This window comes from Streptomyces sp. NPDC088124, assembly GCF_040685895.1.
GTDB lineage: Bacteria > Actinomycetota > Actinomycetes > Streptomycetales > Streptomycetaceae > Streptomyces.
Genome location: NZ_JBFBJB010000001.1, coordinates 73,601 through 100,593 on the forward strand (window position 1 = coordinate 73,601; position 26,993 = coordinate 100,593).

23 protein-coding genes are annotated in these 26,993 nt (G+C 72.2%); 7 read left to right on the forward strand and 16 right to left on the reverse strand.

Going from position 1 to position 26,993, the window contains the following annotated elements; genetic code table 11:
• The first annotated feature begins 48 nt into the window (after positions 1–48).
• Positions 49–543 (forward strand): inorganic diphosphatase, encoded by a 495-nt coding sequence (locus AB0P17_RS00330; RefSeq protein WP_003968257.1) that lies wholly within the window; start codon positions 49–51, stop codon positions 541–543.
• Positions 544–889: 346 nt separating this feature from the next.
• Complete coding sequence (locus AB0P17_RS00335) at positions 890–2,593, forward strand: threonine/serine exporter family protein (protein ID WP_365806478.1); 1,704 nt, start codon at positions 890–892, stop codon at positions 2,591–2,593.
• Between the two features lie 47 nt (positions 2,594–2,640).
• On the opposite strand, the gene AB0P17_RS00340 is transcribed toward AB0P17_RS00335, so the two are convergent.
• The 7 genes from AB0P17_RS00340 to AB0P17_RS00370 form a co-directional block, all read right to left on the reverse strand.
• Positions 2,641–3,648 (reverse strand): hypothetical protein, encoded by a 1,008-nt coding sequence (locus AB0P17_RS00340; RefSeq protein WP_365806170.1) that lies wholly within the window; start codon positions 3,646–3,648, stop codon positions 2,641–2,643.
• Between the two features lie 5 nt (positions 3,649–3,653).
• Positions 3,654–4,190 (reverse strand): SigE family RNA polymerase sigma factor, encoded by a 537-nt coding sequence (locus AB0P17_RS00345; protein WP_365806172.1) that lies wholly within the window; start codon positions 4,188–4,190, stop codon positions 3,654–3,656.
• Positions 4,191–4,357: 167 nt separating this feature from the next.
• Positions 4,358–5,557 (reverse strand): ABC transporter permease, encoded by a 1,200-nt coding sequence (locus AB0P17_RS00350; protein WP_365806173.1) that lies wholly within the window; start codon positions 5,555–5,557, stop codon positions 4,358–4,360.
• Between the two features lie 53 nt (positions 5,558–5,610).
• A complete protein-coding gene (locus AB0P17_RS00355) occupies positions 5,611–6,282 on the reverse strand; it encodes an ABC transporter ATP-binding protein (protein ID WP_365806480.1) in 672 nt (223 codons plus the stop codon).
• A gap of 71 nt (positions 6,283–6,353) precedes the next feature.
• Positions 6,354–7,856, reverse strand: coding sequence for a peptidoglycan-binding domain-containing protein (locus AB0P17_RS00360; protein ID WP_365806175.1), 1,503 nt, complete (start codon positions 7,854–7,856; stop codon positions 6,354–6,356).
• Positions 7,853–8,806 (reverse strand): hypothetical protein, encoded by a 954-nt coding sequence (locus AB0P17_RS00365; protein WP_365806177.1) that lies wholly within the window; start codon positions 8,804–8,806, stop codon positions 7,853–7,855. Before AB0P17_RS00365 ends, AB0P17_RS00360 begins: the two co-directional genes overlap by 4 nt.
• Positions 8,807–8,951: 145 nt before the next feature.
• Positions 8,952–10,217, reverse strand: a complete 1,266-nt coding sequence (locus AB0P17_RS00370; RefSeq protein WP_365806179.1) for a VTT domain-containing protein — start codon at positions 10,215–10,217, stop codon at positions 8,952–8,954.
• A 311-nt stretch (positions 10,218–10,528) separates the two neighbouring features.
• Between AB0P17_RS00370 and AB0P17_RS00375 the strand changes: the two genes are divergently transcribed.
• Both AB0P17_RS00375 and AB0P17_RS00380 read left to right on the forward strand, forming a co-directional pair.
• Positions 10,529–11,755, forward strand: a complete 1,227-nt coding sequence (locus tag AB0P17_RS00375; RefSeq protein WP_365806482.1) for an ion channel protein — start codon at positions 10,529–10,531, stop codon at positions 11,753–11,755.
• A gap of 119 nt (positions 11,756–11,874) precedes the next feature.
• Positions 11,875–13,311, forward strand: a complete 1,437-nt coding sequence (locus AB0P17_RS00380; RefSeq protein ID WP_365806181.1) for a glutamate decarboxylase — start codon at positions 11,875–11,877, stop codon at positions 13,309–13,311.
• Between the two features lie 113 nt (positions 13,312–13,424).
• On the opposite strand, the gene AB0P17_RS00385 is transcribed toward AB0P17_RS00380, so the two are convergent.
• The 5 genes from AB0P17_RS00385 to AB0P17_RS00405 all read right to left on the reverse strand — a co-directional run bounded on the left by AB0P17_RS00385 (position 13,425) and on the right by AB0P17_RS00405 (position 19,127).
• Positions 13,425–14,276 carry an ABC transporter permease gene (locus AB0P17_RS00385; protein WP_365806182.1) on the reverse strand — a complete coding sequence of 284 codons (852 nt, stop codon included), beginning with the start codon at positions 14,274–14,276 and terminating at the stop codon, positions 13,425–13,427.
• Positions 14,273–15,343, reverse strand: a complete 1,071-nt coding sequence (locus AB0P17_RS00390; protein WP_365806184.1) for an ATP-binding cassette domain-containing protein — start codon at positions 15,341–15,343, stop codon at positions 14,273–14,275. Before AB0P17_RS00390 ends, AB0P17_RS00385 begins: the two co-directional genes overlap by 4 nt.
• 145 nt (positions 15,344–15,488) lie before the next feature.
• Entirely contained in the window at positions 15,489–16,130 is a 642-nt protein-coding gene (locus tag AB0P17_RS00395) for a PadR family transcriptional regulator (RefSeq protein ID WP_365806186.1), read from the reverse strand.
• 596 nt (positions 16,131–16,726) lie between these two features.
• Positions 16,727–18,193, reverse strand: coding sequence for an aldehyde dehydrogenase family protein (locus AB0P17_RS00400; protein WP_365806188.1), 1,467 nt, complete (start codon positions 18,191–18,193; stop codon positions 16,727–16,729).
• Between the two features lie 70 nt (positions 18,194–18,263).
• A complete protein-coding gene (locus AB0P17_RS00405; RefSeq protein WP_365806190.1) occupies positions 18,264–19,127 on the reverse strand; it encodes a helix-turn-helix transcriptional regulator in 864 nt (287 codons plus the stop codon).
• Between the two features lie 333 nt (positions 19,128–19,460).
• Here AB0P17_RS00405 and AB0P17_RS00410 point away from each other — a divergent pair, with 333 nt between their 5' ends.
• Positions 19,461–19,961 (forward strand): ATP-binding protein, encoded by a 501-nt coding sequence (locus AB0P17_RS00410; RefSeq protein WP_365806192.1) that lies wholly within the window; start codon positions 19,461–19,463, stop codon positions 19,959–19,961.
• 268 nt (positions 19,962–20,229) lie between these two features.
• On the opposite strand, the gene AB0P17_RS00415 is transcribed toward AB0P17_RS00410, so the two are convergent.
• Positions 20,230–20,472, reverse strand: a complete 243-nt coding sequence (locus AB0P17_RS00415; protein ID WP_365806194.1) for a DUF397 domain-containing protein — start codon at positions 20,470–20,472, stop codon at positions 20,230–20,232.
• Positions 20,473–20,893: 421 nt separating this feature from the next.
• On the opposite strand from AB0P17_RS00415, the gene AB0P17_RS00420 reads away from it, so the two are divergent.
• On the forward strand, positions 20,894–21,400 hold the full coding sequence (locus tag AB0P17_RS00420) for a hypothetical protein (RefSeq protein ID WP_365806484.1): 507 nt from the start codon (positions 20,894–20,896) through the stop codon (positions 21,398–21,400).
• A 94-nt stretch (positions 21,401–21,494) separates the two neighbouring features.
• Here the strand turns inward: AB0P17_RS00420 and AB0P17_RS00425 are convergent, their stop codons facing one another.
• The gene (locus AB0P17_RS00425; RefSeq protein WP_365806196.1) at positions 21,495–23,618 is read right to left on the reverse strand and encodes an FUSC family protein; all 2,124 of its coding nucleotides are present in this window, start codon (positions 23,616–23,618) and stop codon (positions 21,495–21,497) included.
• Positions 23,619–23,776: 158 nt separating this feature from the next.
• Positions 23,777–25,009 carry a DUF2786 domain-containing protein gene (locus AB0P17_RS00430; RefSeq protein WP_365806486.1) on the reverse strand — a complete coding sequence of 411 codons (1,233 nt, stop codon included), beginning with the start codon at positions 25,007–25,009 and terminating at the stop codon, positions 23,777–23,779.
• 271 nt (positions 25,010–25,280) lie between these two features.
• Between AB0P17_RS00430 and AB0P17_RS00435 the strand changes: the two genes are divergently transcribed.
• Entirely contained in the window at positions 25,281–25,889 is a 609-nt protein-coding gene (locus AB0P17_RS00435) for a sugar O-acetyltransferase (RefSeq protein WP_365806198.1), read from the forward strand.
• Between the two features lie 159 nt (positions 25,890–26,048).
• Here the strand turns inward: AB0P17_RS00435 and AB0P17_RS00440 are convergent, their stop codons facing one another.
• On the reverse strand, positions 26,049–26,972 hold the full coding sequence (locus tag AB0P17_RS00440) for an NADP-dependent oxidoreductase (protein ID WP_365806200.1): 924 nt from the start codon (positions 26,970–26,972) through the stop codon (positions 26,049–26,051).
• Between the last annotated feature and the right edge of the window lie 21 nt (positions 26,973–26,993).

The following is a 26,993-nucleotide window of genomic DNA, read 5'->3' on the forward strand; positions in this document are numbered from 1 at the left end:
TAACCGCAGCACCACCCGGACATTGTGTTGATCATGGAGGAGCCACCCGTGGAGTTCGACGTCACCATCGAGATCCCTAAGGGTTCGCGGAACAAGTACGAGGTGGACCACGAGACCGGTCGGATCCGCCTTGACCGTCGTCTCTTCACCTCGACCAGCTACCCGGCGGACTACGGATTCGTCGAGAACACCCTGGGCGAGGACGGCGACCCGCTGGACGCGCTGGTCATCCTGGACGAGCCGACCTTCCCCGGGTGTCTCATCAAGTGCCGCGCAATCGGCATGTTCCGGATGACGGACGAGGCCGGCGGCGACGACAAGCTGCTGTGCGTCCCGGCCTCCGACCCCCGGGTGGAGCACCTGCGCGACATCCACCACGTCTCGGAGTTCGACCGCCTGGAGATCCAGCACTTCTTCGAGGTCTACAAGGACCTGGAACCCGGCAAGTCCGTCGAGGGCGCCGACTGGGTCGGCCGCGCCGAGGCCGAGGCCGAGATCGAGGCGTCGTACAAGCGCCTGGAGGCGCAGGGCGGCGCGCACTGACGCGTGCGTTCCACCGTGTGACCGGCGGGCAACCGCCGGGCGGACGACGGGCGGCGTACCCCTCGGGGGTGCGCCGCCCGTCCGCGTGTGCCCGCCCGCTACCCGTGCCCATACTGAGCGGACGGCGGGCCCGTGGGCCGAGCGGCCGGCCCTCCGGACGGCATGAGGTGCCGTACGTGCCGGGCGCCAGGGACCGTACGCCGGGAACCGTATGCCGCCCAGGGCGAGCGGTACGGCGACGAGTGGGTACGAGACAGCGGTACGACAACGAGCTGTACGACAAACAGCTGTACAACAAACAGCGGTACGACAACCAGCGGTACGACAGGGAGTGAGGACGCAGACCGTGGTGGCCGAGCCGGACCGGTCAGAGGACCGTAAGCCTCCGTCGGACGAGGCACACAGCGCGTTCACCCCGCCGCTCGGGGTGGAACAGCCGCCGGTCCCCGAGGACGACCATCCGACGTCGGAGTTCGCGCTTCCCGACGGCACCACGACCGAGCCGCCCGCGGAGCCCGAGGGCTCCGCGTTCAACCTGCCGGGCGGGACCCGCCCCCAGCCGGGAACGGCCCCCGGGGCGGGCGCGGGGGCGGGACTGAGCGGGAGCACGGCGTTCACGCCCGCGCACGGGGTGCCGATGCTCGCGCTGAGCCGGGAGGCCCCCTGGCAGGACCGGATGCGGACGCTGCTGCGGATGCCGGTCGGGGACCGCCCCGTACCGGAGACAGTGCAGCGCCACGACGACCAGGGACCCGCCGTCCCGCGCGTCCTCGACCTGACGCTGCGCATCGGCGAGCTGCTGCTCGCGGGTGGTGAGGGCGCCGAGGACGTCGAGGCCGCCATGTTCGCGGTCAGCCGGGCGTACGGGCTCGACCGCTGCGAGCCGACCGTCACCTTCACCCTGCTGTCGATCTCGCACCAGCCGTCGCTGGTGGAGGACCCGGTCACGGCGAGCAGGACCGTACGGCGGCGGGGCACCGACTACACCCGGCTGTCGGCCGTCTACACGCTCATCGACGACATCACCACCGAGGACACGGACACCACGCTGGAGGAGTCGTACCGGCGGCTCGCGGAGATCCGCCGCAACCGGCACCCGTACCCCGGCTGGGCACTGACCGTGGCGAGCGGGCTGCTGGCCGGCGCGGCCTCGGTACTGGTCGGCGGCAGTGTGCTGGTGTTCGTGGTCGCGGCGCTCGGCGCGATGCTCGGGGACCGGCTGGCGTGGCTCTGCGCCGGGCGCGGGCTGCCGGAGTTCTACCAGTTCGTGGTGGCGGCGATGCCGCCCGCCGCGATGGGGGTGGCGCTGACCCTGCTGGGCCCGCACGTGCCCTGGGAGGGCCGCCCCTCGGCGGTGATCACCGGTGGTCTCTTCGCGCTGCTGCCGGGGCGGGCGCTGGTGGCCGGCGTGCAGGACGGACTGACGGGGTACTACATCACGGCGGCGGCGCGGCTGCTGGAGGTCATGTACTTCTTCATCGCGATCGTCATCGGCGTCCTGCTCGTGCTCTATCTGGGGGTCCAGCTCCACGCCGAGCTGAACCCGGAGGCGGCGCTGCACGCGGACGTACGCCCGGTGACGCAGACCCTGGCGGCGGTGACGCTGAGCTTCGCCTTCGCAATCCTGCTCCAGCAGGAACGTTCCACCGTGCTGATGGTGTCGCTGAACGGGGGTGTCGCCTGGGTCGTGTACGGGGCGATGCACGACATCGGCCGGATCTCCCCGGTGGCCGCCACGGCGGTCGCGGCGGGCGTGGTGGGCCTGTTCGGACAGCTCTTCTCGCGCTACCAGTTCGCCTCGGCGCTGCCGTACGTCACGGCGGCGATCGGACCGCTGCTGCCGGGTTCCGCGACCTACTTCGGTCTGCTGGGCTTCGCGCAGAACGAGCTGGACCGCGGGCTCGCCTCGCTCTCCAAGGCGGTGGCGCTGGCGCTGGCGATCGCGGTGGGGGTGAACCTCGGCGGGGAGATCTCCCGGCTGTTCCTCAAGGTGCCGGGCTCGGGCCGGGCGTCGAGCCGCCGCGCGGCCAAGCGGACGCGCGGCTTCTGATACGACGAGCGGCTGAGGGACCGGCGGACCGCCCGTGACCGCGCAGGCTAGCGGCGCTGTGCGACCGCTTCGAGGAGCCGGGGGTCCACGGCCAGCGCGTGCAGCGCCTCCCAGGACAGCCCGCCGGCCACCTCGGGAGTACCCGCGCCCGACGGATAGCCCGTTCCGTCAAAGACCCCGTCTCCCCCGTCTCCCCCGTCTCCTCCACCGCCCTGCGGATTCGCCGGGGTCGCCCCGTCGGTGGTCGCCCGGCTCGGATCGTCCCGCGGTGACCGGGTGGCATCGGGGGACTGCTCGGCGCCGCCCGCGAGGATCTGGACGGTCCAGCCGTCGGTGGTCAGCCGGGTGATCCCCAAGGCGGGCGGGAGCGCGGGGGCGTCGACGTAGTAGGCCAGCACGTCGCCGTCCGGGCTCCCCGTCCCGTCCAGGCTTCCCGTCCCGTTCGGGCTTCCCGTCCCGTTCGGGTCGGTGGTGCTGTTCGTGGCGTCGGTGCCGTTCCTTCCGTCCGTGCCGCTCCCTACCGGTCGGCAGTTCTTGATGGAGCCGTCCCATGGCGTGCCGACCGGGGTGCCACCGGCGGTCCGGCACGCGGCCGCCGTGTCGCGCGTCCCTGCCGCGCCGGGCGTCCCCGCGGTCCTGGTGACGGCCACGTACATCCAGACCGCGTCCCCCTCCGGCTCGATCAGCCGGAAGTAACCACCGGGAACCGGCGGATCCCGCGGCGTCCACGTCTCCAGGGTGCCCCGGTCCTGTACGAGGGGCCGCAGCGACGCGAGCGGGGGAAACCGGCTCTCCCACGCCCCCGAGGACCCGGACGCGGCGGGCTCCACGGGCCCGTGGAAGGAGCCCAGCAGCGAAGGCAGCGTGGCCGCTCCGCCCGCCAGGACCACCACGGCCGCGGCGGCGCCCAGCGCCGTACCGATCCGGCGCCGCCGCTTGAGCCGCCGCCCCTGGACGATCGCGCCCGGCACCAGATCCGGCATCGGCGGCTCCGCCCCGACGCTCAGCCGCTCCAGCGCCCGCACGACCTCGTTCTCGCCTGTCTCCTCTGTCATCCTCATCACTCCCCCGTCCTGTCGCCGGTAAGGTGCGACGCCCCCGCCAGCGGTGTGTCGCCCAGGATGCGGCGCAGCGCGGCCAGGCCCCGGGAGGTCTGGCTCTTCACCGTCCCCGTCCCGCACCCCAGCGCCGCAGCGGTCTCCTCCACGCTCCGGTCCTCCCAGAATCTCAGCACCAGAACCGCCCGGCTGCGTGGCGGCACCTGGCGCAGCGCGGCCAGCAGCGTCATCCGCAGATCCGGGTCGTGCGGCGGGGCCGCCACGTCGTACTCCCGCGCCGACGGACGCTCCCACCAGCGGCGCCGCCGGGTCTCGTCGACGAACGTCCGGTAGAGCACCGTACGGGCGTAGGCGTCCGGGGACTCCGTCCGGCCCACCCGGCGCCAGACGGCGTACAGCTTGGCCAGCGTCTGCTGCACCAGGTCCTCGGACAGGTGCCAGTCGCCGCACAGCAGGTACGCCGTCCGGCGCAGCTGGGCCTGGCGGCTGCGTGCGAACTCGTCGAAGGTGACGCCCCGCTGCTCAAGGGTCAGAGACACCGGCCGTCACCATCACCGTCACCGTCGGGCGGCGGGAAAAGGGTCATGTCCTCCAGACGGGACGGGGTCGCGGAAGGGTTGTCAGGCCCGGCGAGAAATTTTCCGGCACGGAGCGCCCCCCTCGGCACGTGCCCCTCCCTCCGTACGTGCCTCCTCCTCAACGGCCGTCAGGTGGCGCGCAGCGCGTCGACCGGCTCCATCGCGGCGGCCCGCAGCGACGGATAGAGCCCGGCGAGCAGTCCGACCAGCGCCCCGGCCACCGGAGCGCCCAGCGCCGGGGCCAGATCCAGCACCGGCGTCCACTCCTGGGCCGCCGCCACCGCGACCACGACCACGATCCCCAGCACCGAGCCGATCGTCCCGCCGAGCAGTCCGATGGTCGTCGACTCCAGCAGGAACTGGCCGGCCACCTGGCGCCGCGACGCGCCCAGCGCGCGCCGCAGGCCGATCTCCCCGGTCCGTTCCATCACGGTCACCAGGGTCACGTTCGCGATGCCGATCGCCCCCACCACCAGCGAGACCAGTCCGAGCACCAGGAACATTCCGTCGACGTCGCCGCGCACCGCGCCGCGCGCCTTCGTCAGATCCGGCGGCGCGGTCACCGCGAGGGAGTCCTGGTGTCCGGGGGCCAGCGCGATCGGCGCCTGCCGGGCCACCTGTTCCGCCGCGCCGAGCGAGGTGTTCACCAGCACTCGGGTGACCGTCGTCAGGTCCAGCCGCTCCGCGGCCGTCGTGGGCGGCAGGATCACGGCGGTGGAGAGCCGCTCCTCCCGCCGTACGGAGCCGAGGATTCCGATCACGGTGTACGACTGGCCCTCGATGAAGACCGCCGGGGCGCCGTCGACCCGCTGGACGCCGAGCAGCCGCGCCGCCTGGTCGCCGAGGACCGCGACCCGGTCGCGCCGGGCGATGTTGCCCTCGTCGTAGAAGCGCCCGGCGGTCATCCGGCCGCGTACGGCCGCCGGCAGCTCCGCCGAGGCGGCGACGACCGCGAGGCCCTGGCCGGAGACGCCCCCGGGCGACGTGATGTCGTTGGCCCTGACCTGGACGTTGGCGGTGGCGCTGGAGTCGGCGAGGGCGGCGGCTGACTCCACCCCGGCCAGCCGTCGCACCGCGTCGGTGCCCGACCACTCCACCAGCGGTACGGGGTCGGGTCCGGGCGGCGGGGGCGGCACCGTCACGGTGACCGAGGTCGCGGCCAGCGCGCTGAACCGGCCTTCGATCTGGTTGCCCGCCGTGGCCGCCACGCCGATGGTGATGACCAGTGTGGCGATCCCGAGAACGGTGCCCAGGGTGGTCAGCGCCGATCGTACGGGCCGGGCCAGCACCCCCGAGAGCGCCTCGGTCCACAGGTCACGCGGATCCATCCGGGGGCGTTCCGCCCTCGCCGGACCCCGGCGGGCGGCCCTCCGTACCGTGGTCACCCGGCCTCCCTGGTGAGGCGGCCGTCGGTGATCCGGACCCGTACCCCGGCCCGGCGGCTCACCTCCTCCTCGTGGGTGATCACCACCAGGGTCATCCCCTGCGCGCGCAGCTCGTCGAAGAGCTCCAGCACCGAGAGCGTGTTCTCGCTGTCCAGGTTCCCGGTCGGCTCGTCGCAGAGCAGCAGCGCCGGGTCGCTCATCAACGCGCGCGCCATGGCGACCCGCTGGCGCTCCCCGCCGGAGAGCCGGTCGGGCCGGAAGCCGACGCGGTGCCCGAGCCCCACCCGCTCCAGCGCCTCACGGGCCCGTGCCCGGCGGCCGCGCCGGTCCCGCCCGGGGCGTGGCCTGCGGTAGGTCTCGGCGAGCATCACGTTCTCGTCCACGGTCCGGTACGGCAGGAGGTGGAACGCCTGGAAGACGAACCCGATCCGGCCGCCCCTCAGCGCCGTACGTTCGAGGTCGCCCAGGCCGGTGGTCTCCACGCCGTCCAGCCGGTACGAACCGGAGGTGGGCCGGTCCAGCAGGCCCAAGGTGTTGAGCAGGGTCGACTTACCGGACCCGGAGGGCCCGACGATCGACACATGCTCCCCGCGACGCACGGTCAGGTCGACCCCGCGCAGCGCGTACACGGGCGGGTCGGTGGGGAAGGAGCGTGTCACGCCGGCCAGTTGGAGGACGGCATCGGGCGCGGTGGTGGCGGTGGCGCTGTACAGGGCGGGGTGCCCCTGCGGGGTGCCCCTCACTCGCCCACCACCACCAGATCGCCCTTGCCCAGACCGCCGTCCCCGCCCTTCGGCGCCACCTCGACCAGCCCGTCCGCCGCGATGCCCACCCTGACCGGCACGTCCGTGATCCGGCCGGACCGCTGCACCCGTACCCGGGCCTGGCCGTTCGCCGAGGTGTGGACGGCCGCGACGGGGACCGCGAGGACCCTGCCCTTCGACGCGCCCACCTTGATGGTCGTCTTCACCGATCCACCGGCCCGGTCACCGAGCGCACCCCCCGTGGGCACGGTGATCCGGAGCTGGACCGGGGCCGACGGATCGGCCGGGGCCGCGCCCGCCTCCTCGCTCCGGCCCTCGTCCTGGTCCTGGTCCCCCGAAGGCGCGTCTCCGGAGCCGCCGCCCCCGTCGCCGGACCCGGCCTGGCCCCCGGCGCCCGATCCCGCCGCGTCGGCGCCGGACCCGAGCGCGTCCAGTCGGCCCGTCGCCTTCTTACCGTCCGGGGTCTCCACCGCCACGGCGAGTCCGGGCCGCAGCAGTTGGGCGTCGACGCCGGGGACGACCGCCCGGACCAGCAGCTCGGAGCTGGTGACCGTACCGATGTCGCCCGTCGCGGCGTCCCCGGACCGCACCGCCGCCTTGTCGAGCCGGGCGGGCAGCTCGGGCAGGAAGACGACCTCCCCGGACGGGATCTTCGTACCGTACGAAGCCTCGAAGTCGCTCAGCGCGGCGTTGGCGGCGTCCAGCGCCTCCCGCGCGGCCTTCCGCTCCAACTCCCTGACCCGCTCGGACGAGCCTCCGGACACCCCCTCGCCGCTGCCACTGCCACTTCCGCTGTCGCCACCGCTCCCGCTGCCGCTTTCGCCGCCGCCGTCGCCACCGCTGTTGAGCAGCGCCACCTGCGCGCCGGTCACCGCCTGCCGCAGCTCGGCGAGTCTCTGCCGGTCGGCCGAGGTCGGCTCGTGTGCCGGATACCCCTTGCTCTTGTACCAGCGGGTGACCGCCGAGGCCGTCCCCGACCGGTAGGTGCCGCTGACCGCCCCCGGCTCGAAGCCGATCCGCCGCAGCGCCCGTTGAAGCTGGGTCACGTCATCACCGGTGGTGCCCGGTGCGATCGTCCGGTACATCGGGACGCTCCCCTTGAGGACGAGTACGGGACGGCCGCTCACCGCCATCAGTACATCGCCCTCCTTGAGGACCGTCCCTGCGACGGGCGCCTTGGTGACACGCTGCTGGGTGGTCTCCTCCTCGGGACCGCCCGGGGAGCCGACCGGGCCCGCCAGCCTGAGGGGCCGGGGGGAGCCGTACTCCAGGGAGCCCGTCGACACCACGGTCGCCGTGAGGGGACGCTCCTCGACCGCCACGGTCACCGGCCCCGCCTCCGGGGGCTTGCGGTCGGCGGCCACGTCGGCGGGCGACCTTACCTGCGTACCGGCGAACCAGCCGCCCGCGCCGACCAGGACGACCACCCCGACGAGCACTCCCAGCTTCCTGCGGTTGTCCCTGCGGCCGACGCTCACCCCTGCCCCTCGGAGTGGGGGTTCGCCTTGAGCTTGGGGAAGTAGGCGGCCCGGAACTCCCTGCCGCACTTCAGGTCCTTCATGGCGGCATCGACCTCCGTGGCGAACAGGGACTTCAGCGCGTCCCCGGCCAGACCGTCCGTGCCCTCGGGGGGCATCCCGGCGCTCAGCCCGAACTTGACCGTGTCGACGATGCCGGTCGGCTGGGTGGTCTCGGGCCTCAGCCCCTCACCGGTCAGGCAGGAGGCGTACGACTGGGCGAGCCGTACGAGTTCCGGGTCGCCGTTGAGCCGCTGCCCTGCCCGCGCGTTCTCCTCGTTCTTGGCGGTCTGCTCCTTGGCCAGCTCCGCGGCGCTCTTCTCCGGCCCGTACACCGCCGTGTTGGCTTCCTTCATACAGCCGGTGTCCTTGACCGTGTCGCCCACCTCCAGGGCTTCGGGCTGCCCCAGTGCCTTGAAGTAGGCGGTCCGCTGCGCCGGGGTGAGCTTGTCGCGGTAGGCGCTGTTGGGGTTGGCCAGCTTCTTCTCCTCGGCCGCGCTGTTCGGGGCCTGGGGGTCGTCGGGGTAGACGGCGCCCGCGTAGAGGCCGAAGCCGTACTTCTGCCGGTACTGCCTGGCCAGCTCGTAGTCGCGCCCGTCGAGCGCCTTCGAGGACTCGGACTCGTCCAGGACGTACGGGGTGTAGGTGAAGCCCTGCTTCTTCATGCAGGCCGCGACGGCGTTCTCGACGAGGTACCGCTGCTTGGTCTCCTGGTCGGCTCCCGCGGGAACGGCGAGCTCACCGCCGCCCGACCCGGAGGACGCGTCGGCGCCGTCGCCGGCGGTGGCGCCGGAACGGGCACCGGAAGCGGAGCTCGCGGAGTCGGCGCCCTCACCACCGCAGGCGGCGAGGAGGGGCAGCAGGCCGACCGCCAGAACGGTGACCGCGAGGGAACGCGTTTTCTCTGTCATGCCGGGTAGAGCGCATCGACCCGGCCAGTGGGTTGTCAGGCTCCCCGAAAAAAATCTGGGCGGCCCTTCCGGCGGCCCTTCCCGCCCGGACACGACAGAGCCCCAGCCCCGTGCGGAGCTGGGGCTGGGGCCCGGTGGAGGTGTGTCAGTGCCGGCCGTGCGGGTCGCCGGGGCCCTCGGGCGCGTCGTCGGGCGCGCCGGGCCCCCGGTGCTGGTGGGGCGTCTGGTACGGGCCGGGATCCTGATACGCCCCGGGGGCGGCCTGGTAGGGGCCGGGGGCCGGATAGCCGCCCTGCTGCCCCTGCTGCCCCTGCTGTCCTTGCTGGTACGGGTTGGGGCTCTGGTGCGCCTGGGGGTTCTGGGGGTTCTGGTACCCGCCGGGGCCCTGATATCCGCCCTGCTGCTCCTGGTAGCCGCCGGGCGTCTGGTACGGGTTGGGGTTCTGCTGAGCGCCGGGGGTCTGATACCCGCCAGGGGTCTGGTACCCGCCGGGCGCCTGGCCGTAGCCGCCCTGGGCCGGGTAGCCACCGGCGGGCTGATACGCGCCGGGAGCCTGCTGACCGTAACCACCCGGCTCCTGGGCCTGCGCCTGGGCCTGAGGCACACCGCTCGGGCCGCTCGGGCCGCTCGGGCCGGAGGCGCCGGAGATCTTCGGGAACCGCATCGTCTCCGCACCGGGCGTACCGGGGGCGGGCGCGCCGGAGGCGACGGGGGCGCCGTATCCCTCCATGGCCTCCGTACCGGGGCCGACCAGGCCGTCGTCGACCGCGGGCTCCTGGCCCGCCGACTTCTTGGAGTGCGAGCGTGCGCGCAGGACCTCGATCACGATCGGCAGGACCGAGATCACCACGATCAGGATGAGGATCATCTCGATGTTCTCGTGCACGAAGTCGATCTTGCCGAGCGCCGCGCCCAGCAGCGTGACGCCCGCGCCCCAGAGGATGCCCCCGACGATGTTGAAGGTGATGAACGAGCGGTAGTTCATCCGGCTCACACCGGCGATGATCGGCGTGAACGTACGCACGACGGGCACGAAGCGGGCCAGGACCAGCGACTTGGGGCCGTACTTCTCGAAGAAGTCGTGCGCCTTCTCGACGTTCTCCTGCTTGAAGAGCTTGGAGTCGGGGCGCTTGAAGAGCGCGGGACCGACCTTCCGGCCGAAGAGATATCCGACCTGGTCACCGGCGATCGCCGCGAGCACGATCAGCCCGCAGACTATCCAGAGGGGCGTCTTCAGGGTGCCGGCAGTGACCAGCAGGCCCGTGGTGAAGAGCAGCGAGTCACCCGGCAGGAAGAAGCCGATGAGAAGACCGGACTCGGCGAAGACGATGACCAGGACACCGATCAGCCCGAAGGTCCCGATCAGATAGTCCGGGTCCAGCCAGCTTGGTCCGAGCGCAAGGGTGGTCACGGGTTCCGGACTCCTGAGTCTTTGGTCTGTCGATCGGCGATTCGGCATGGTCGGCCGCGCACAAGTTATCAACGGCCGGCCGCTCCCCCGGGTTCCACCCAGCGTCCAGCAAATGCGCTCGGGATGCACACCGGGCAGACGGGTACAAAGCTGTGCGTGACACGGGCCGTACGGGGACGGCGGAGCGGTCCGGAGGCAGCGGAGGTGAGTGCGTGGCCGATGACGCGGTACCCGCCGCCTCCGCTCCCGACCCCGATTCCGCTCCCGACCCGGCCGCCGGCCCGGTTCCCGCCTCGCTCTCCGCCCGCGCCCTGCTGCCCCTGGTCGTGCCTTCCCTGGTGGTCGGGGTGGTCTCGGCGCTGGTGCTGCTGGGCGTGGACGCGGTCGCGGGGCAGCTGCAGGGCGTTCTTTGGGGGACGCTGCCCGACGCCCTCGGCATCGGGCGCTACTCGGCGCTCTGGATGATCGTGATGCTCACGGCCGTCGGACTGGCGGTGGGCGTCGTCGTACGGCAGGTGTACGGGCACGCCGGACCCGACCCGGCGACCACCGGGCTGGTCGACGCGCCGATGGCCCCCGGGGTCCTGCCGGGGCTGCTGGTCGTCACGGTGCTCGCGCTGGCCGGCGGGGTGAGCCTCGGCCCGGAGAACCCGATCACCGCCACCAACATCGCCCTCGCGTACTGGCTCGGCCGCAAGGCGGCGCCGCGTGCCCCGGCCGCGCTCTGGGTTCCGCTCGGCGCGGCGGGCACGATCGGGGCGCTCTTCGGTACCCCGGTGGCCGCCGCGCTGATCCTCTCCGAGACGTTCGCCGGGCGGCCGGGCCCCGGCTCGCTGTGGGACAAGCTGTTCGGCCCGCTGGTCGCGGCCGGAGCGGGCGGGCTGACCGCCGTACTGATCGCGCACCCGACCTTCGATCTGAACCTGCCGCCGTACCCCGGCACCCACTGGAGCGACCTGCTGGCGGCCCTGGTGATCGCCCCGCTCGCCGCGGCACTGGGCATGGCGGCGGTGCGGGCCTTCCCGTACCTCCACGCCCTCTTCCTGCGGATCGGGCGCCCGGTGCCCGCCCTGGCCGCGGGCGGGCTGGCGCTGGGGCTGCTGGGGGCGCTCGGCGGCCATCTCACGCTCTTCAAGGGCCTCGACGAGGTGAAGACCCTGGCGAGCGACCCCGACGGCTGGTCGGCCGGATCGTTCGCGCTGATGACGGTGGTGAAGCTGGCCGCCCTGGTCACCGCCGCGGCCTGCGGCTTCCGGGGCGGCCGGATCTTCCCCGCCATCTTCGTCGGGGTGGCGCTCGGCCTGTGCGCGCACGCCCTCGTCCCGGCCGTCCACCCCACCGTGGGAGTGGTCAGCGGTGTGCTCGGCATCCTGCTCGCCATCACCCGGCAGGGGTGGCTCAGCCTGTTCGCGGCGGCGGTCCTGGCCGCCGACACCGCCGTGCTGCCGCTGCTCTGCGTGGCCGTGCTGCCGGCCTGGCTGCTCGTCACCGGGCGCGTCCAGATGCAGCTCCACGAGGACGGGACGCCGTTGCGGTGACCGGCGGACCGGCCCGGACAGGACTTCCCCGTCCGCCGACAGGCGGTGCACGGCCGCCGTCCGTATTCTCGCGAAGGGGGCCGTACGCACGTACCCACCCACCCCGAGGAGATCCGCCGATGCCACTCCACCGAGGCGCGGACAGGGCAGCCGACGTACCCGAGAAGGAACTCGCCGAGCTGCGGCGGCTGTCGCTCAACCCGTTCTACGGGGAGGCGGATCCCGTCAGCGAGATGACCTCGGCGCCGCCCACCCACCGGATGCCCGAGGGACCGACCCCGCCGCACACGGCGTATCAGCTCGTCCACGACGAGCTGATGCTCGACGGCAACTCGCGGCTCAACCTGGCGACCTTCGTCACCACCTGGATGGAGCCGCAGGCCGCGGTGCTGATGTCGGAGTGCCGGGACAAGAACATGATCGACAAGGACGAGTACCCGCGCACCGCCGAGCTGGAGCGGCGCTGCGTCGCGATGCTCGCCGACCTGTGGAACGCCCCGGACCCGGCGGCCTCCGTCGGCTGCTCGACCACCGGGTCGAGCGAGGCGTGCATGCTCGCCGGGCTGGCGCTCAAGCGCCGCTGGGCCGGGCGGAACGCGGCGCGCTATCCGGCGACCGCCCGGCCCAATCTGGTCATGGGCGTCAACGTCCAGGTCTGCTGGGAGAAGTTCTGCGCCTTCTGGGAGGTCGAGGCGCGGCTGGTGCCGATGGAGGGCGACCGCTTCCACCTCGACCCGCAGGCCGCCGCCGACCTCTGCGACGAGGACACCATCGGCGTCGTGGCCATCATGGGCTCCACCTTCGACGGCTCGTACGAACCGGTCGCCGAGCTGTGCGCGGCGCTGGACGCGCTGCAGGAGCGTACGGGGCTCGACATCCCCGTCCATGTCGACGGGGCGTCCGGCGCGATGATCGCGCCCTTCCTCGACGAGGACCTGGTCTGGGACTTCCGGCTGCCACGGGTCTCCTCCATCAACACCTCGGGGCACAAGTACGGCCTGGTCTACCCGGGTGTCGGCTGGGCGCTGTGGCGTTCGTCCGCCGAACTCCCCGAAGAGCTGGTCTTCCGCGTCAACTACCTGGGCGGTGACATGCCCACCTTCGCGCTGAACTTCTCCCGGCCGGGCGCGCAGGTCGTCGCGCAGTACTACACCTTCCTGCGGCTGGGCAAGGACGGCTACCGCGCCGTCCAGCAGACCGCGCGGTCCATCGCCACCAGCCTCGCCGCGCGCATCGAGCAACTGGGCGACTTCCAATTGCTCACCCGGGGGGACCAACTGCCCGTGTTCGCCTTCACCACCGCTCCCGACGTGAAGAACTTCGACGTCTTCGACGTCTCGCGGCGGCTGCGCGAACACGGCTGGCTGGTTCCCGCGTACACCTTCCCCGCCCACCGCGAGGACCTTTCCGTGCTGCGCGTGGTCTGCCGCAACGGCTTCTCCGCCGACCTGGCCGCGCTGCTGGTGGCCGATCTGAAGCGGATCCTGCCGGAACTGCGCGCGCAGGAACGGCCGCTGGACCGCGACAGATCGGCCGCCACCGCCTTCCACCACTGACGGTCCGGGTACGGGGCCACCGGCCGACGGCCGCGCCGCTCCGTACCCGGCACACGCCCAGCGGCCCAGCGACTCAGCAGCTCGGCGACTCAGCAGCTCAACGGCTCAGCGGCTCAGCGGCTCAGCCGCCCGAATCTCCGTACCGCGAGCGGGAAGAAGACCGCGAGCAGCACCACCGGCCACAGGACCGCCAGCGCCCCCGCGTGCTCCGCCGCCCAGGAGCCGGTCGCGGCGGCCGCTCCCCCGTCCGGGGCGCCGAACAGGCCCCGAACCGCCGTGGCCGTCGCCGACATCGGGTTCCACTCCACGACCGCGCCCAGCCAGCCCGGCATCGACTCCGGCGTCGCGATCGCGTTGGAGAGGAAGCCGATCGGCCAGACCAGGATCTGCACCGCCTGCACCATCTCGGGGCGGCCCGCCACCATGGCGAGCTGGATGCCGATCCACAGCATCGCGAACCGGAACACGAGCAGCAGCCCGACGGCGGCCAGGAAGTCCACGGGGCCGGCGCCCCAGCGCCAGCCGATCGCGTACCCGGCCCCGATCAGCACGCCGAGGCCGAGCGCCGACTGGAGCATGTCCGCGACGCTCCGGCCCACCAGGACCGCCGAGGACGCCATCGGCATCGAGCGGAACCGGTCCACCACGCCCTTGTTGAGGTCCTGGGTGACGGCCAGCATCGTCGATTCGAGCCCGAAGGCCATGGTCAGGGCGAGCATGCCGGGCACGAGGAACGCGACGTACTCCCCCTCGATCCCGCGTCCGCCGCCGATCAGGAAGCCGAACATCAGCAGCAGCATCACCGGGAAGACCAGCCCGACGACGACCTGGACCGGCCGGCGGGCCCAGCGGGCGAGTTCGCGCCGGGTCATGGTCCAGGAGTCGGCGAGCGCCCAGCCGAGCCCACTGCCCCCGGCCGCGCCGGGGCCCTTCGCGGACACCGCCGCGGGGGTCGCCGTACTCATGCCCGCACCCCCGTCCGCGCCGCCTGCTCCCGTTCCTGCTCCCGCCCCTGATCCTGTCCCTGATCCCGTTCCTGCTCCGACGGACCCCGTGCCCCGTCGGCCTCACCCGTCAGCCGGAGGAAGACCTCGTCCAGCGTGGGCCTGCGCAGCGCGATGTCCTCCGCCTCGACACCCTCCGCGTGCAGGGCCCGTACGGTCGCGGTGAGCGCGGCCGTACGGTCCGCGACGGGGGCGCTCAGCAGCCTCCGGTCGGCGTCCGTACGGACCGACGCCGTGCCGGCCGTACGGGCCAGCAGCCGCGCCCCGTCCGCGAGCCGGTCCGCGTCCCGCAGGACGACATCGATCCGGTCCCCGCCGATCCTGGCCTTCAGCTCGTCCGCCGTGCCCTCCTCGACGACCCGGCCGTGATCCACCAGCGAGATCCGGTCGGCGAGCTGGTCGGCCTCCTCCAGGTACTGCGTCGTGAGCAGTACGGTCGTCCCGCCGCCGACCAGCGAGCGCACCGCGCTCCACACCTCCGCCCGGCCGCGCGGGTCGAGCCCGGTCGTCGGCTCGTCGAGGAAGAGCACCTCCGGCTCGGTGATCAGGGACGCGGCCAGGTCGAGCCGGCGCCGCATCCCTCCGCTGTACTCCTCGACCGCCTTGCGCCCGGTCTCCCGCAGCCCGAAACGCGCCAGCAGCTCATCGGCGCGCGCCCCCGCGCGCCGGGCGCCGAGGTGGTACAGGCGGCCGAACATCTCCAGGTTCTGCCGCCCGCTCAGGTCCTCGTCCAGCGCCGCGTGCTGGCCGAGCAGCCCGATCCGGCGCCGTACCTCGCGCCCCTGTGTCCGCACGTCGTGGCCCGCCACCCGGACCACCCCCTCGTCGGGCCGCAGCAGCGTGCTCAGCACCCGTACGGCCGTGGTCTTGCCCGCGCCGTTCGGGCCGAGCACCCCGTGCACCGTCCCGCGCCGCACGCGCAGGTCGAACCCGTCGAGGGCGCGCTTCGCGCCGTAGCGCTTCCGTACCCCTTCCGCGACGATCACGTCCCTCTCCCCCGTCACGTCACCCGTCACGTCACCCGCCATATCGCCCGTCGTACCGTCTGTCGCACCGGTCAATGCCGTTCGCCTCCAGCCGCTCACCCGTTACGCACCACTCAGGGCAGGTAGTCAAACTTGACTACACCCAGGGAGCGAAGGTAACCCCGGCCCACTCGTTAGTCAAACTTGATTAGAGGAGATCGCCCTCATCGGGGACCCCCGTCGCGTACGGGTTCTCCTCGCCCTTCCTCAGCACGCCGACGAACGGCTCGCCCTCCCCCGCGAAGGAGTACGCGCCCCCCTCGATCCGCTTGATCAGGCCGCGCGTCCACTCCGCGCCCGAGTCCGCCGAGTGGACCCAGAAGTTCATGATCTCGCCGATGTGGCCGAGCTGCTCCGGGCCGTCCTCCGGGACATAGGCCTCCGTCACCGCCGAGCGCCACGCCTCGATCGCGCGGACCCGCTCCCTCAGCAGCTCGGCCACCTCGGCGCGCGGCAGGTCGAGCATGCAGCCGAGTCCGGCGGACAGGACGTCCATCTTCTGGTCGTACGTGGTCAGCGCGGCGCGCAGCAGCCTGAAGTACTCCGCGTCGCCGGCGTCCGTGATCTCGTACTCGGTCCTCGGCGGCCCGCCCGCCGTGCTCGGCGCGACCTCGTGCGCCAGCAGGCTGCCCTGCTTCGCCAGTTGCTTCAGCGCGTGGTAGATCGAGCCGGGCTTGGCGTTGGACCACTCGTGGGCGCCCCAGTACTCCAGGTCGTTGCGGACCTGGTAGCCGTGGGCCCGCCCGTGCTGGCGGACCGCGGCGAGCACAAGCAAACGGATCGCTGACATGGGGCCAGGTTATGACGCCCCCACGGCGCCCCCGGGCGCGGCTCAGCCCTCCCGGCTCTCCCCGCGTTCCAGCGCGACCAGCTCGAACGCGGTCTTCCCGTCGAGCGTCTCCCGGAGGATGTCGGCGTGGCCCGCGTGCCGGGACATCTCCTTGAACCCTCCCCCAGCTAAAGCAGGGGGATTCCTGACTCAGGAAGCCTCACAGATTGACAACCTGAAAGGTCTTACTCCCTCAGCGCCGGCCGGGACGGAACCTGCCCGGTTTGCACAGCAAAGCAAAGGAGATCATCGTGTTGGCTTGGTTCTCGCTCAACACGTCGTACGCGCTTGGTCCTCGCAACGCACGGCATCCAGGCCACCCGACGATACGGGCGGTCTTTCGCCCTGGGGGCGAAACCCCGTTTCCCGCTCTGCTCCGCAGGAGTCCGACTTCCTCCCTGAGGACCGGGGCATCCTCGGAGGTTCCCGGTGACCATGGGCTGCCGCCTCTCGTCGTACGGTGCTGTGCCGGTCCGTCCGTCCCGGACCGACACGTACGACGCTACGAGGCATCGAGGACAGCTCCTGTCCTCGATGTACCACGCGACGCGGAAGACTCAGAGAGGGAACTCCGTGCGGCCGTGCTGCACGGAGATCCACTTCAGGGTGGTGAACGCCTCCACCGTCGAGTCCCCGTTGAGCCTGCCGAGCCCCGAGGACCTCTCCCCGCCGAAGGCCACCATCGGATCGTCCGGCACGGTCGCGCCGTTGACGTGCATCATCCCCGTGACGACGCGCTGCGCGAACGCGACGCCGCGCTCGACGTTCGACGTGTGCACGGCGCCGCTCAGCCCGTACGGGGTGTTGTTGGCGATCCGTACGGCCTCCTCCTCACCGTCGAACGGGATGAGCAGCGCCACCGGCCCGAAGATCTCCTGGCGCAGCAGCGACGAGTCCTCCGGCAGCCCGGTCAGCACCGTCGGCTCCACGAGATTGCCCCGCGTGCGCCCCCGTACGAGCGCCGTCGCGCCCTCCGCGAGCGCCTGGTCCACCAGCGCCGTCAGGGCGTCCGCCTGGAAGGTGTTGATGACCGGGCCGATCTGGGTCTCGGGATCGCGCGGGTCTCCGGTCCTGAGCGCCGCCACCCGCGCCACGAACTTCTCCGTGAACGCCTGCTCGACGCTCCGGTCCACCAGGATCCGGTTGGCGGCCGTGCAGACCTGGCCCTGGTACGAGAACCTGCTGACGACCGCCGCGTCCACCGCGTGGTCGAGACCCTCGTCGTCCAGGTCGTCGAGGACCACGAGGGCGCTGTTGCCGCTCAGTTCCAGCACGGTCCGCTTGAAGTGGCCGGCCGCGACGGCGCTGACATGGCGGCCCACCCGGTCCGAGCCCGCGAACGAGATCACCTTCGGGACGGGGTGCTCGATCAGCGCGTCGCCGACCTCCGCGATGTCCGTGACGACGACGTTGAGCAGCCCGGCCGGCAGCTCCGCGTCCTCGAAGAGCTTGGCCACCAGGCCGCCCCCGGTGACCGGCGCGTTCTGGTTCGGCTTGATCACCACGGCGTTGCCGAGCGCCAGCGCGGGCGCCACCGACCTGATCGTTATCAGGAAGGGGAAGTTGAAGGGGCTGATCACACCGACGACACCCACCGGCAGCCGGTAGACCCGGTTCTCCCGGCCGTCGACCGGGGACGGCAGGATCCGGCCCTCCGGGCGCAGCGAGAGCTGTATGGCCTCGCGCAGGAACTCGCGTGCCGCGCCGACCTCGTACCGCGCCTTGAGCTGGGTGCCGCCCAGTTCGTCGACGATCGCCTCGACGATGTCGTCCTCGCGCTCCTCGACCAGTCTGAGCACCCGCTCGAAGACCGGCCTGCGCTGGTACGGGTTGGTGCCGGCCCACAGGCGCTGCGCGCGCTCGGCGGCGCGGTACGCCTCGTCGACCTCCAGGGACGTCGCGACCGTGATGGCCGCGAGCTTCTCGCCGTTGTACGGGTTGAAGTCGATGATGTCCCACGAGCCGCTGCCGGTCCGCCACTCGCCGTCGATGTACTGGTGGGCCAGGTCGGTGAAGTAGGACATGCGATCCCTTACGGTGCGATCCCTTACGGCAGGTGCGAACTCCTGATGTGATGTCATCGTACTGATGTATTCAGATCAGTTGGAGCAGTCCGCGAAGGACATCGCGGCTCTCTTCCGGCCCCGGGCTGTCGGCCTGTAGCCGCTCCATCACGCGTTCGTACTGAGCCACCTCCTCGCCCTTGTCCAGATAGAGCGCGCTGGTGAGCTGTTCCAGGAAGACGACGTCGGAGAGATCGGACTCGGGGAAGCTCAGCATGGTGAAGGCACCGCTCTCGCCGGCGTGACCGCCGAAGCTGAACGGCATCACCTGGAGCGTGATGTTCGGCTGCTCGGAGATCTCGATGAGGTGCTTGAGCTGCCCCTGCATGACGGTGCGGTCGCCGTAGGGCCGTCTCAGCGCCGCCTCGTCGAGTACGGCGTGGAAGCGGGGCGCCCGCTCGGAGACGAGGGCCTTCTGCCGCTCCAGCCGCAGGGCCACCCTGCGCTCGACCTCGGCGCAGGGCGCGTCCGGCTGGCCGCGGGTGACGACCGCGTGCGCGTACGCCTCGGTCTGGAGCAGCCCGTGCACGAACTGCACCTCGTAGATGCGGATGAGGGAGGCGGCGCCTTCGAGACCGATGTATGTCTGGAACCAGCCTGGCAGCACATCACCGAAGCTGTGCCACCACCCCGCGACATTGGCCTCCCGGGCGAGGCCGAGAAGGGCTGCGCGCTCGCCCTCTTCGGCGACCCCGTAGAGAGTCAGCAGGTCCTCGATGTCCCTGGCCTTGAAGCTCACCCGTCCCAACTCCATACGGCTGATCTTGGACTCGGATGCGCGGATCGAGTAGCCCGCGGCCTCACGTGTGATGCCGCGCGATTCGCGCAGCCGTCTCAGTTGTGAGCCCAGCAGGATGCGCCGCACCACGGAACCGCCCGATTCGGCTGCGGTCACGTCTCCAACCCTCCCCATCGCATGTGGTTCGCTCGGAGCACCCCCGAACTCCAAGTGCCGGATTCTGCCATCAAAACGCTTCGCCCCGTACTCATTCGATTACTGAAATAAGAAGGCTTTGCGGAGAGGGCGAAACTGGTCACAGGAAGAAATGCGCCATAACCGGCATGATAGGGGTGAAGGCAGTCACGTGCACGTGCATCTGCCCTTGCATCTGCCGTACGCATTCGGAACCATGGGCCCCGCGCACCTGCGTGCTGGATCGTGTTTGACGCGTTGTGCCGCTGAACCACCCGCAGTATCGCTACGGCCGCGAACCCCGGGAGTGCTCGCATGGGGATGAATGGATCGACCATGCTGGAGCCCTTGAGGCAAGGGCTCCCCCCGATCGATCCCGCAGGAGCGGCCGGCTCGGCCTCGTGCGCCCTGCCCGCCCGGTACGAGGCGGTGCGCGGGGCCCGGCAGTTCACCCGGACCACACTCTCCCAGTGGGAGCTGAGCGAGCGGTTCGACGACGTCGCCCTGGTCGTCTCCGAACTGGTCACGAACGCGCTGCGGCACGCGCTGCCCGCCGACACCCCGCGCGAGCCGTACGAGCCGCCCGTCCGCCTGCACCTGATGCGCTGGTCGTCGCGGCTGGTGTGCGCGGTACGGGACCCCAGCCTCATGAGCCCCGCGACGCGGGACGCGGACGAGGACTGCGCGGCGGAGTCCGGCCGGGGGCTCTTCCTGGTGGAGTCGTTCAGCGACACGTGGGGGTGGCACCCGCTGGCCGGATCGCTGCACGGCAAAGTGGTCTGGGCCCTGTTCCAGCTGGGGACCGACCGGGCCTGAGGCGGACCGGCGACGGGCCCGAGGCAGACCAGAGGCGAGTCTGACGCGAACCCGGGGCCGGACCGGTCGACTCATGAGCCGGCCAGTGGCCGAAAATCGTCGCCGGTAAGTCATATCCCATGATCAAAATCCCGGATGGTCCAGACCTGATCCATGATTATCCGGCCATAACGCAGCAGAAAATGGCGCGTTTTGATCGCACTGATGCGCGACGAACCGTCGACAGAGGGTGCGACCGTCGGTAACAGGCCATAGGAGCCAAGGGCCCTCAGGCGCCCGCCACCAGATGGTCGAACTCGCCCGCCTTGGCGCCGATGAGCATCGACTCGATCTCGGCGAGCGTGTAGACGAGCGCGGGTCCGTCGGGGTGGCGTGAGTTGCGTACCGCCACCTCGCCGCTCGGCAGCTTCGCGAACTCCACGCAGGATCCCTGGGAGTTGCTGTGCCTGCTCTTCTGCCAGACGACTCCGTGAAGCTCTGTGGCCGTTATGCCGTTGTACACGTGGTGCACAGGTCGCTCCCCGAGTTGCAAGGTGCAGGTGTCAACTGTCTCGGATCATAGCTGTGTTTCATGTGCCGATGCATGAGCAGATGCACGTGCACGCGGGGTGGCCCCTCGGTTACAGGTGCCCTCATGAACACCCGCGCCCGCGTGCGGAGACGTGCGTCCCCTTCTATGGAGAGAGACGCGAAACAGGGCCGTAAGGATCCCTCTTCCTGCACAGTCTCCAGGTATTGGTCCAGTCCGCCGCACCGGGGCCACCTCTGGCACCGGCTACCCCGGTCCGCACGGAAGACTCCAGGAGTCGGGCAACCGCCCGATCCCGTCCTGGTGCAGGGCGGACGCCTCGCACCTGGAATTCCTGCCCGAGGTGCGCGCACGTCGTCCTGGTAGCTTGGCGCGGTCTGCTACCGACTAGGGGGACATGAACGTGCACCAGCTCGTACGAATCGGCGCCGCGGCGGCCGGGCTCGTCGTCGCACTCGCGCTCACGGGGTGCGGCAGTGACAGTGACAAGGGCGACTCGGACAAGGAGACCGGCGCCACCGCGCCGAGCGACAGCGGATCGAGTCCGGCCTCCGGCTCCGGTTCGGGCGCGGACGCCGCGAGTGTCGAGGGAACGTGGGCCGGGCTGACCGACGGCAAGTCGGTGGCGCTGGCCGTCGCCTCCGGGAAGGTCGCGCTCGTCGCCGCCGAACACGTCTGCCAGGGCGCGGTGGAGGAGATGAGCGGTGCGCCGATGTTCGCGCTGAAGTGCGGCGACGGCGACACCGAGCGCACCATGGGCTCGATCGAGTCCAACGACGGCAAGACGCTGGTCATCTCCTGGACCGGCGGCACGAAGGACACGCTGAAGAAGACGGCGTCCGACGCGCTGCCCACCAATCTGCCGACCGACCTCCCGTCGGGCCTGCCGACCGAGCTTCCGACCGGCTGACGGCACACCGGCCGCGGGCAGTTGGCACGGCCGGTCGCCGGATCAGGACGAAGGGTCAGGCCCAAGGGTCAGGCCGAAGAGTCAGGCCGACGGATCAGGCCGACGGGCCCTGCTCCGGTGCTCGGGCCGCGGATCCCCCAGGGGACCGCGGCCCGCCGCTGTCCTCCTCCAGGGCCGCCGACAGTTCCTCCAGCGCTTCGAGCAGCCGGTCGGCCGCGCTCCGTACGACCTGGTCGGGTACGCCCTCACCGTCCCAGCGCGCCAGTGCGTCGCGGAGCCGGTCCCAGCGCGGAACCCGCCCTTCCCGTACGGCCTTCGCGCCCGCTTCCGTGGTCTCCCGCAGCACCTCGGCGAGCCCGGCGGCCGCCGGTACGGGCGTGACGCCGCGCCCCGGAAGGTGCGCCTCCATCAGCATGGCGACCCGCGCGAACTGGGCGAGGGCGTGCTCCGCCCGGTCGGCCGTGGTGTGCGACAGGCCCCGGTGCCGCACCGGTTCGTGCGCGGCCTGCTCCTCGGACGTGTGCCAGGCGACCCGCGCCGTACGTGTCGCGAGGAGGGTCTCGCGCACCTCGCGCCCTTCGGGCCCCCCGCGGTCGCCGGGCCGGGCGTAGTGGCCGACGACCGCCGCGGCGTACCGCCCGTCCGTGAGCAGCCAGTCGGCGAGGCGGGCGCGCAGCCGCGGGGTTTCCCAGGCGGGGAAGACCGCGTACGCGATCATCGCGAGCAGCCCGCCGAGGAGGGTGAGCAGGGCCCGTTCCCGTACGGTCTGCGAGACGCCGGCCCCCGCCATGCCGAGCAGGAAGACGACATAGGCGGAGACGAAGACCTGGCTGATCGCGTAACCCGTGCGCAGCAGCAGATACATCAGGCCGGCGCTGACGACGGCGAACGCGGCGGAGACGTAACCGCCCGGATGGGCCGCCTGGACGATGCCGGTGGCCAGCGCGACCCCGACGAGGGTGCCGCCGAAGCGGGCCACGGAACGCCCGTACGTCTGGGCGAAGTCGGGGCGCATCACCATGACGACGGTCATGGGCGCCCAGTAGCCGTGCCCGAGCGGCAACGCGGCGCCGAGGACGTCCCCCGCGCAGGTGACGGCCGTGACGCGCACCGCGTGGCGCAGGATCGGCGAGTCGCGGTGCAGCTCGCCCCGTATGTCGCGCAGGACGAGCGGGAGGAGACGCAGCAGACCGGGGCGGTCGCGGTACGCGGCGCCGCGGTCGCCGCCACCGGAATCCGGACCGGGCTCCGCGCCCGGGCGCTGCGGCGCGGAGGGCGCGGGGGGCGGGGTCGGGGTCGCGTCCACGGCGACGACGTCGGCCTCGACCACGTCGTGCAGCAGGTCGAGCAGCGGGGCCAGCCGGGCGGCGGCGCGCCGGGCCGGGCCCTTGAGCAGCGCCTCGGTGTCGGGGCTGCGCAGAACGGCGACCGCGGCCGGCGCGAGATGGACCGGCGTGCCGTGGCGTACGGCGCGCGCGGTGGAGTCCAGTACGGAACCGGCCGCGGCGAGGAGTTCCCGCACCCGGTCCCGCTCCGGGCCCTCGGCCGCGCCGCCCACCTCCGGATCGGCGAGCGAGGCGAGTACGGGCCTGATCCGCTCGGCGAGCCCGCGCGCGCCGTGCAGTTCGGCCGGGCGCCTGCGTGCCTGCCAGGCGGTGACGGCGGCGGCGCTGCGGGCCGTCATCAGCGGTTCCGGGTCGAAGGGGGCGGTCGGGTCCTGGCGCAGCCGGCGGGCGTAGTCGCCCAGCGCGGCGAGGGCGTCGGCGAGCGCGTCGCGCTGGAGCCCCCAGGGCCGGACGGGGAAGAGCACGATCATTCCTGCCTGGACGAGACCGCCGGCGGCGATCACGGCCGCGTGGCCCGCCGCGGTCGCGACGGAGGTCGGCAGCGTGACCGTCACCAGCATGATCGCGACATTGGAGGACGCGATGACCCCGGCGGTCGGCCCGGCCGTCCAGGCGAGCCCGGCGAGAAAGGTCCAGAGCGCGAGCAGGGCGAGGAACAGCCCGGAGTGAGCGCCGGTGAGATAGCCGAGGAACGTGCTGACGCCGAGGCTCGCCCCGGAGGCGAGCGCGAGCACCGGCCGGGGGCGCCAACTGCGCTGGAAGGTGGCGATCCCCGCCTGGAACGCGCCGAACGCGGCGCTGGCGGCGACGCTCGGCCCGAAGAGCGCGAGCGTGCCGAACACGACCACCTTCAACGCCCGGAGCCAGCTCATGGGGTGAGGGTAGCGATTACTCCCGGAAGAGAGCGTTAAGGGAGGGAACGACGCGGGAGTCAGCGGTTTCGGAATCAACGGTTCCGGAATCAGCGGATCGGGAATCAACGGGTCGGGAATCAGCGGATCGGGAATCAGCGGGTCCGCGTACGGGCGGGTCAGGCGGGGCGGATGCGGCCGCGTCGGTCCTTACCGCCCGCACCGCCGCCCGTACCGCGGGCGCTTCCCGTGCCGCCGCCCGGCACATGGGCCGCGTCCGCCGCCGAGATGCCGTGGGTCCAGCCCTCCACGTCCGTCACCCCACGCACCCGCGTCGCGACGGTCTCCGGGAACATCCGGTCCGTACGGTCGGCCACGGCGGCTTCCCGCGCCGCGAGGACCGGGAGCAGTCCGGAGCCGGCGCCCGAGGCCGCGGCCCCTTCCGCCCGCCCCTCGGTGGCCTCGTCGGCGGCCTGCTCCGTCGCCTGCTCCGTGGCCGCCGCCAGGCGCTCGCCGAGGCGGTGCGCGTACGCCATCAGGAACGACTGCCGGAAGGTCTTCGTCCGCTTGCGGCCGCCCGCGCGCTGGGCCGCCTCCGCGCGGGTCATCGCCGAGGTGCCCTGCACCAGCAGGGAGGTGTGGAGCAGTTCGACCGCCTCCAGGTCGGGCTCGAACCCGACGACCGTCGAGAAACCGTACGCGCTGTTCCAGACCGCGCGGCAGCGGTTGGCGGCGGCGACCGCGTCGAGCAGAATCGCCTTCGCCGTCTCGTAGGGGGCGTCCACGCCGATCCGGCAGGCGCCGGGCACATCGCCCCGGTGCGTCCGGTCCGCGAGCAGCGCCTCGTCGATGCTGTGGCGCGCCATCAGCTCCTGCGCCTTGGCCGTGAGCGCCTCGGCCTCCTGCGGGTAACCGGTCGCCTCCGCCTTGGCGAGCAGCGCGCGGATCCGGGTGAGCATGCGCGGTTCGCCCTCGGCGGGCGGCAGATGGAGGGGCGCGCCGGGCACCGGCCCGACGGGCTCGATCGCGGGCAGCCGGGCGAGCAGCAGATACAGCTGCAGAACGGTGGTGGCGTACGAGAACCGGTCGGCCCGGTGCGGACCGCCGCCCGCCTCCGGGCCCGACTCCTGGTCGAGTTCGGCCAGCTGGGCCTTCCAGCGCGGCGTCAGCCGCTCGTAGCGCCGTGCCTCCCCGGTCGCCAGCTCGGCGAGAATCCGCAGGTGGGGGGCGCCCAGGTCGCGGCGGACGAGACGGGCGACATCGGCGGGCTGCCAGCCCCGCTCCCAGGCCAGCCGCAGGAACCGCTCACCGCGCCGCCGGAGTTCCGGGTCGGCGGCCGGGTCGGCGGCAAGAAGGGAGGCGCCGGTGTCGATGCCGTCGGGACCGGGGACTCCGGCGCCGGTGGAGAGCATCGCGGCCACGGCGCGCTCGACCGTGCGCACGGGGTCGCCGGCGGCACGCTTCTCACTCATGCCGCGGCCTCGCGGTGCTCCATGGCCATGGGTGCGTCTCCTCCGTCTCGCGCCCTTGATGGTCCCAGGTCCGGGCCGGGCGATCGCATCCGCCCTGCCATTCGGCCTCGCTGTCCACAGCCTGTGGACAGCGAACTGCCGGTCCGTGTGCCGGGATTAGGCTGGTGCCTCCAGTCGATGAGCGAGGGCATTCATCCGCGGAGGGGCGCCCATGGGCGAGAACAAGCAGCGCATGCTGGCCGGAGAGTGGTATCTCCCCGACGACGAGGAGCTGGGGGCGGAGACCGAGCGCCGCTTCGCGCTCTGCGCGGCGTACAACGGGAACGGCGGCGCCGCGCCGGGCGATCGCGCCAGGATCCTCGCGGAGCTGCTGGGTTCGGTGGGCGAGGACGTCCGGATACGGCCGCCGTTCCAGTGCGACTACGGGACGTACATCACCATCGGGGCCCGTACGTTCGTCAACTTCAACGCGGTCTTCCTGGACGCCGCGCCGATCACCATCGGCTCCGACGTCCAGATCGGCCCGAACGTCCAGCTCCTCACGCCCACCCACGAGCTGGACACGGAGCGCCGCCGCGCGGGCTGGGAGAAGGCGTCTCCGGTGACAATCGGGGACAACGTCTGGCTCGGTGGCGGGGTCATCGTCTGCCCCGGGGTCACGATCGGCGAGAACACGGTGGTCGGCGCGGGATCGGTCGTCACGAAGGACCTGCCCGCGGGCGTGCTGGCCGTGGGAAATCCGGCGCGGGTGATACGCGAGCTGACCGCGTCGGACCAGCGGCCGGAGCCGCGGGAGACGGAGCAGGGGGTAGGTCGGTAGGCGACGAGTTCGCCGACCGCCAGTTCAGCGGTGGCCGCGGACCCGCCGCCCACCCGGCGCAGCGCGAGCACCTCGCGGGTGTGACGGCGGGCCCGCCGGGCCGCTTCCGGCGTGCGCGAGAGGAGTGCCGCCGTGCCACATCACCGTTTCCGGGCCCTGTCAGCGGCCCTCAGGGGTGATCACCAGCTTTCCGCCCGCGTGTCCCTCCTCGCTCGTCTGCTGCGCCTTGCCCGCCTCCGCGAGCGGGAAGGTCCCGGCGACCCGCACCCGCAGCGCGCCCTCCGTCGCCAGCCGGGCGTTCTCGGCCAGCCCCGCGCGCTTCGCCTCGGGGGTCGTGCCGCCGGAGGAGAAGGTCACCCCCAGTTCCCCGGCCGCCGGGTCGGCGATGGTGATGATCCGGTCCGTCGTGCCGCCGCGCAGCTCGATCGAGTCGGGCAGGGCCCCCTTGCCCGAGGTGTCGAAGACCGCGTCCACCCCCTGGGGCGCGGCCGCGCGCACCCGGTCGACCAGGCCGTCGCCGTACGCCACGGGGACGGCGCCCAGCGAGGCCACGTACTCGTGGTTGGCCGGGGAGGCCGTGCCGATCACGGTGGCGCCGCGCGCCACCGCGAGCTGCGCGGCCATGGCGCCGACCGCGCCCGCCGCGCCGTGCAGCAGCAGGGTCTCGCCGTCCCGGACGCCGAGCAAGTCCAGGACCCGCAGCGCGGTCTCGCCGGCCACGGGGATCGCCGCGGCCTCGTCCCAGCTCAGACCGGCGGGCTTGGCGACGACGACATCGGCCAGGGCGTAGGGGGCGTAGGCGCCGGTGGCGGACCAGCCCAGCACCTCGTCGCCGACGGCGAAGTCGGTCACCCCTTCGCCGGTCTCGTCCACGACTCCGGAGAGCTCCAGTCCGGGGACGGCGGGGAACGTCGTGGGTACGAACGCGTCCATCCATCCGTGGCGGATCTTGTAGTCCATCGGGTTGACGCCTGCCGCCCGTACGGCCACCCGGATCTGGCCGGGGCCCGGGTGAGGCTCGTCCACGTCCTTGACGTGCAGCACCTCGGGACCGCCGAACTCCTCGAAAACGACCGCGCGCATCTCAACCTCCAGAGATCTCAT

Coding starts and splice junctions, on each gene's coding strand:
- AB0P17_RS00400 (WP_365806188.1), bottom strand. CDS start 18,193: ATGTCCTACTTCACCGACCTGGCCCACCAGTACATCGACGGCGAGTGG.
- AB0P17_RS00390 (WP_365806184.1), bottom strand. CDS start 15,343: ATGGCGGGTGACGTGACGGGTGACGTGACGGGGGAGAGGGACGTGATC.
- AB0P17_RS00435 (WP_365806198.1), top strand. CDS start 25,281: ATGGGCGAGAACAAGCAGCGCATGCTGGCCGGAGAGTGGTATCTCCCC.
- AB0P17_RS00430 (WP_365806486.1), bottom strand. CDS start 25,009: ATGCTCTCCACCGGCGCCGGAGTCCCCGGTCCCGACGGCATCGACACC.
- AB0P17_RS00350 (WP_365806173.1), bottom strand. CDS start 5,557: ATGGATCCGCGTGACCTGTGGACCGAGGCGCTCTCGGGGGTGCTGGCC.
- AB0P17_RS00425 (WP_365806196.1), bottom strand. CDS start 23,618: ATGAGCTGGCTCCGGGCGTTGAAGGTGGTCGTGTTCGGCACGCTCGCG.
- AB0P17_RS00365 (WP_365806177.1), bottom strand. CDS start 8,806: ATGACAGAGAAAACGCGTTCCCTCGCGGTCACCGTTCTGGCGGTCGGC.
- AB0P17_RS00395 (WP_365806186.1), bottom strand. CDS start 16,130: ATGTCAGCGATCCGTTTGCTTGTGCTCGCCGCGGTCCGCCAGCACGGG.
- AB0P17_RS00340 (WP_365806170.1), bottom strand. CDS start 3,648: ATGACAGAGGAGACAGGCGAGAACGAGGTCGTGCGGGCGCTGGAGCGG.
- AB0P17_RS00440 (WP_365806200.1), bottom strand. CDS start 26,972: ATGCGCGCGGTCGTTTTCGAGGAGTTCGGCGGTCCCGAGGTGCTGCAC.
- AB0P17_RS00410 (WP_365806192.1), top strand. CDS start 19,461: ATGGGGATGAATGGATCGACCATGCTGGAGCCCTTGAGGCAAGGGCTC.
- AB0P17_RS00385 (WP_365806182.1), bottom strand. CDS start 14,276: ATGAGTACGGCGACCCCCGCGGCGGTGTCCGCGAAGGGCCCCGGCGCG.
- AB0P17_RS00380 (WP_365806181.1), top strand. CDS start 11,875: ATGCCACTCCACCGAGGCGCGGACAGGGCAGCCGACGTACCCGAGAAG.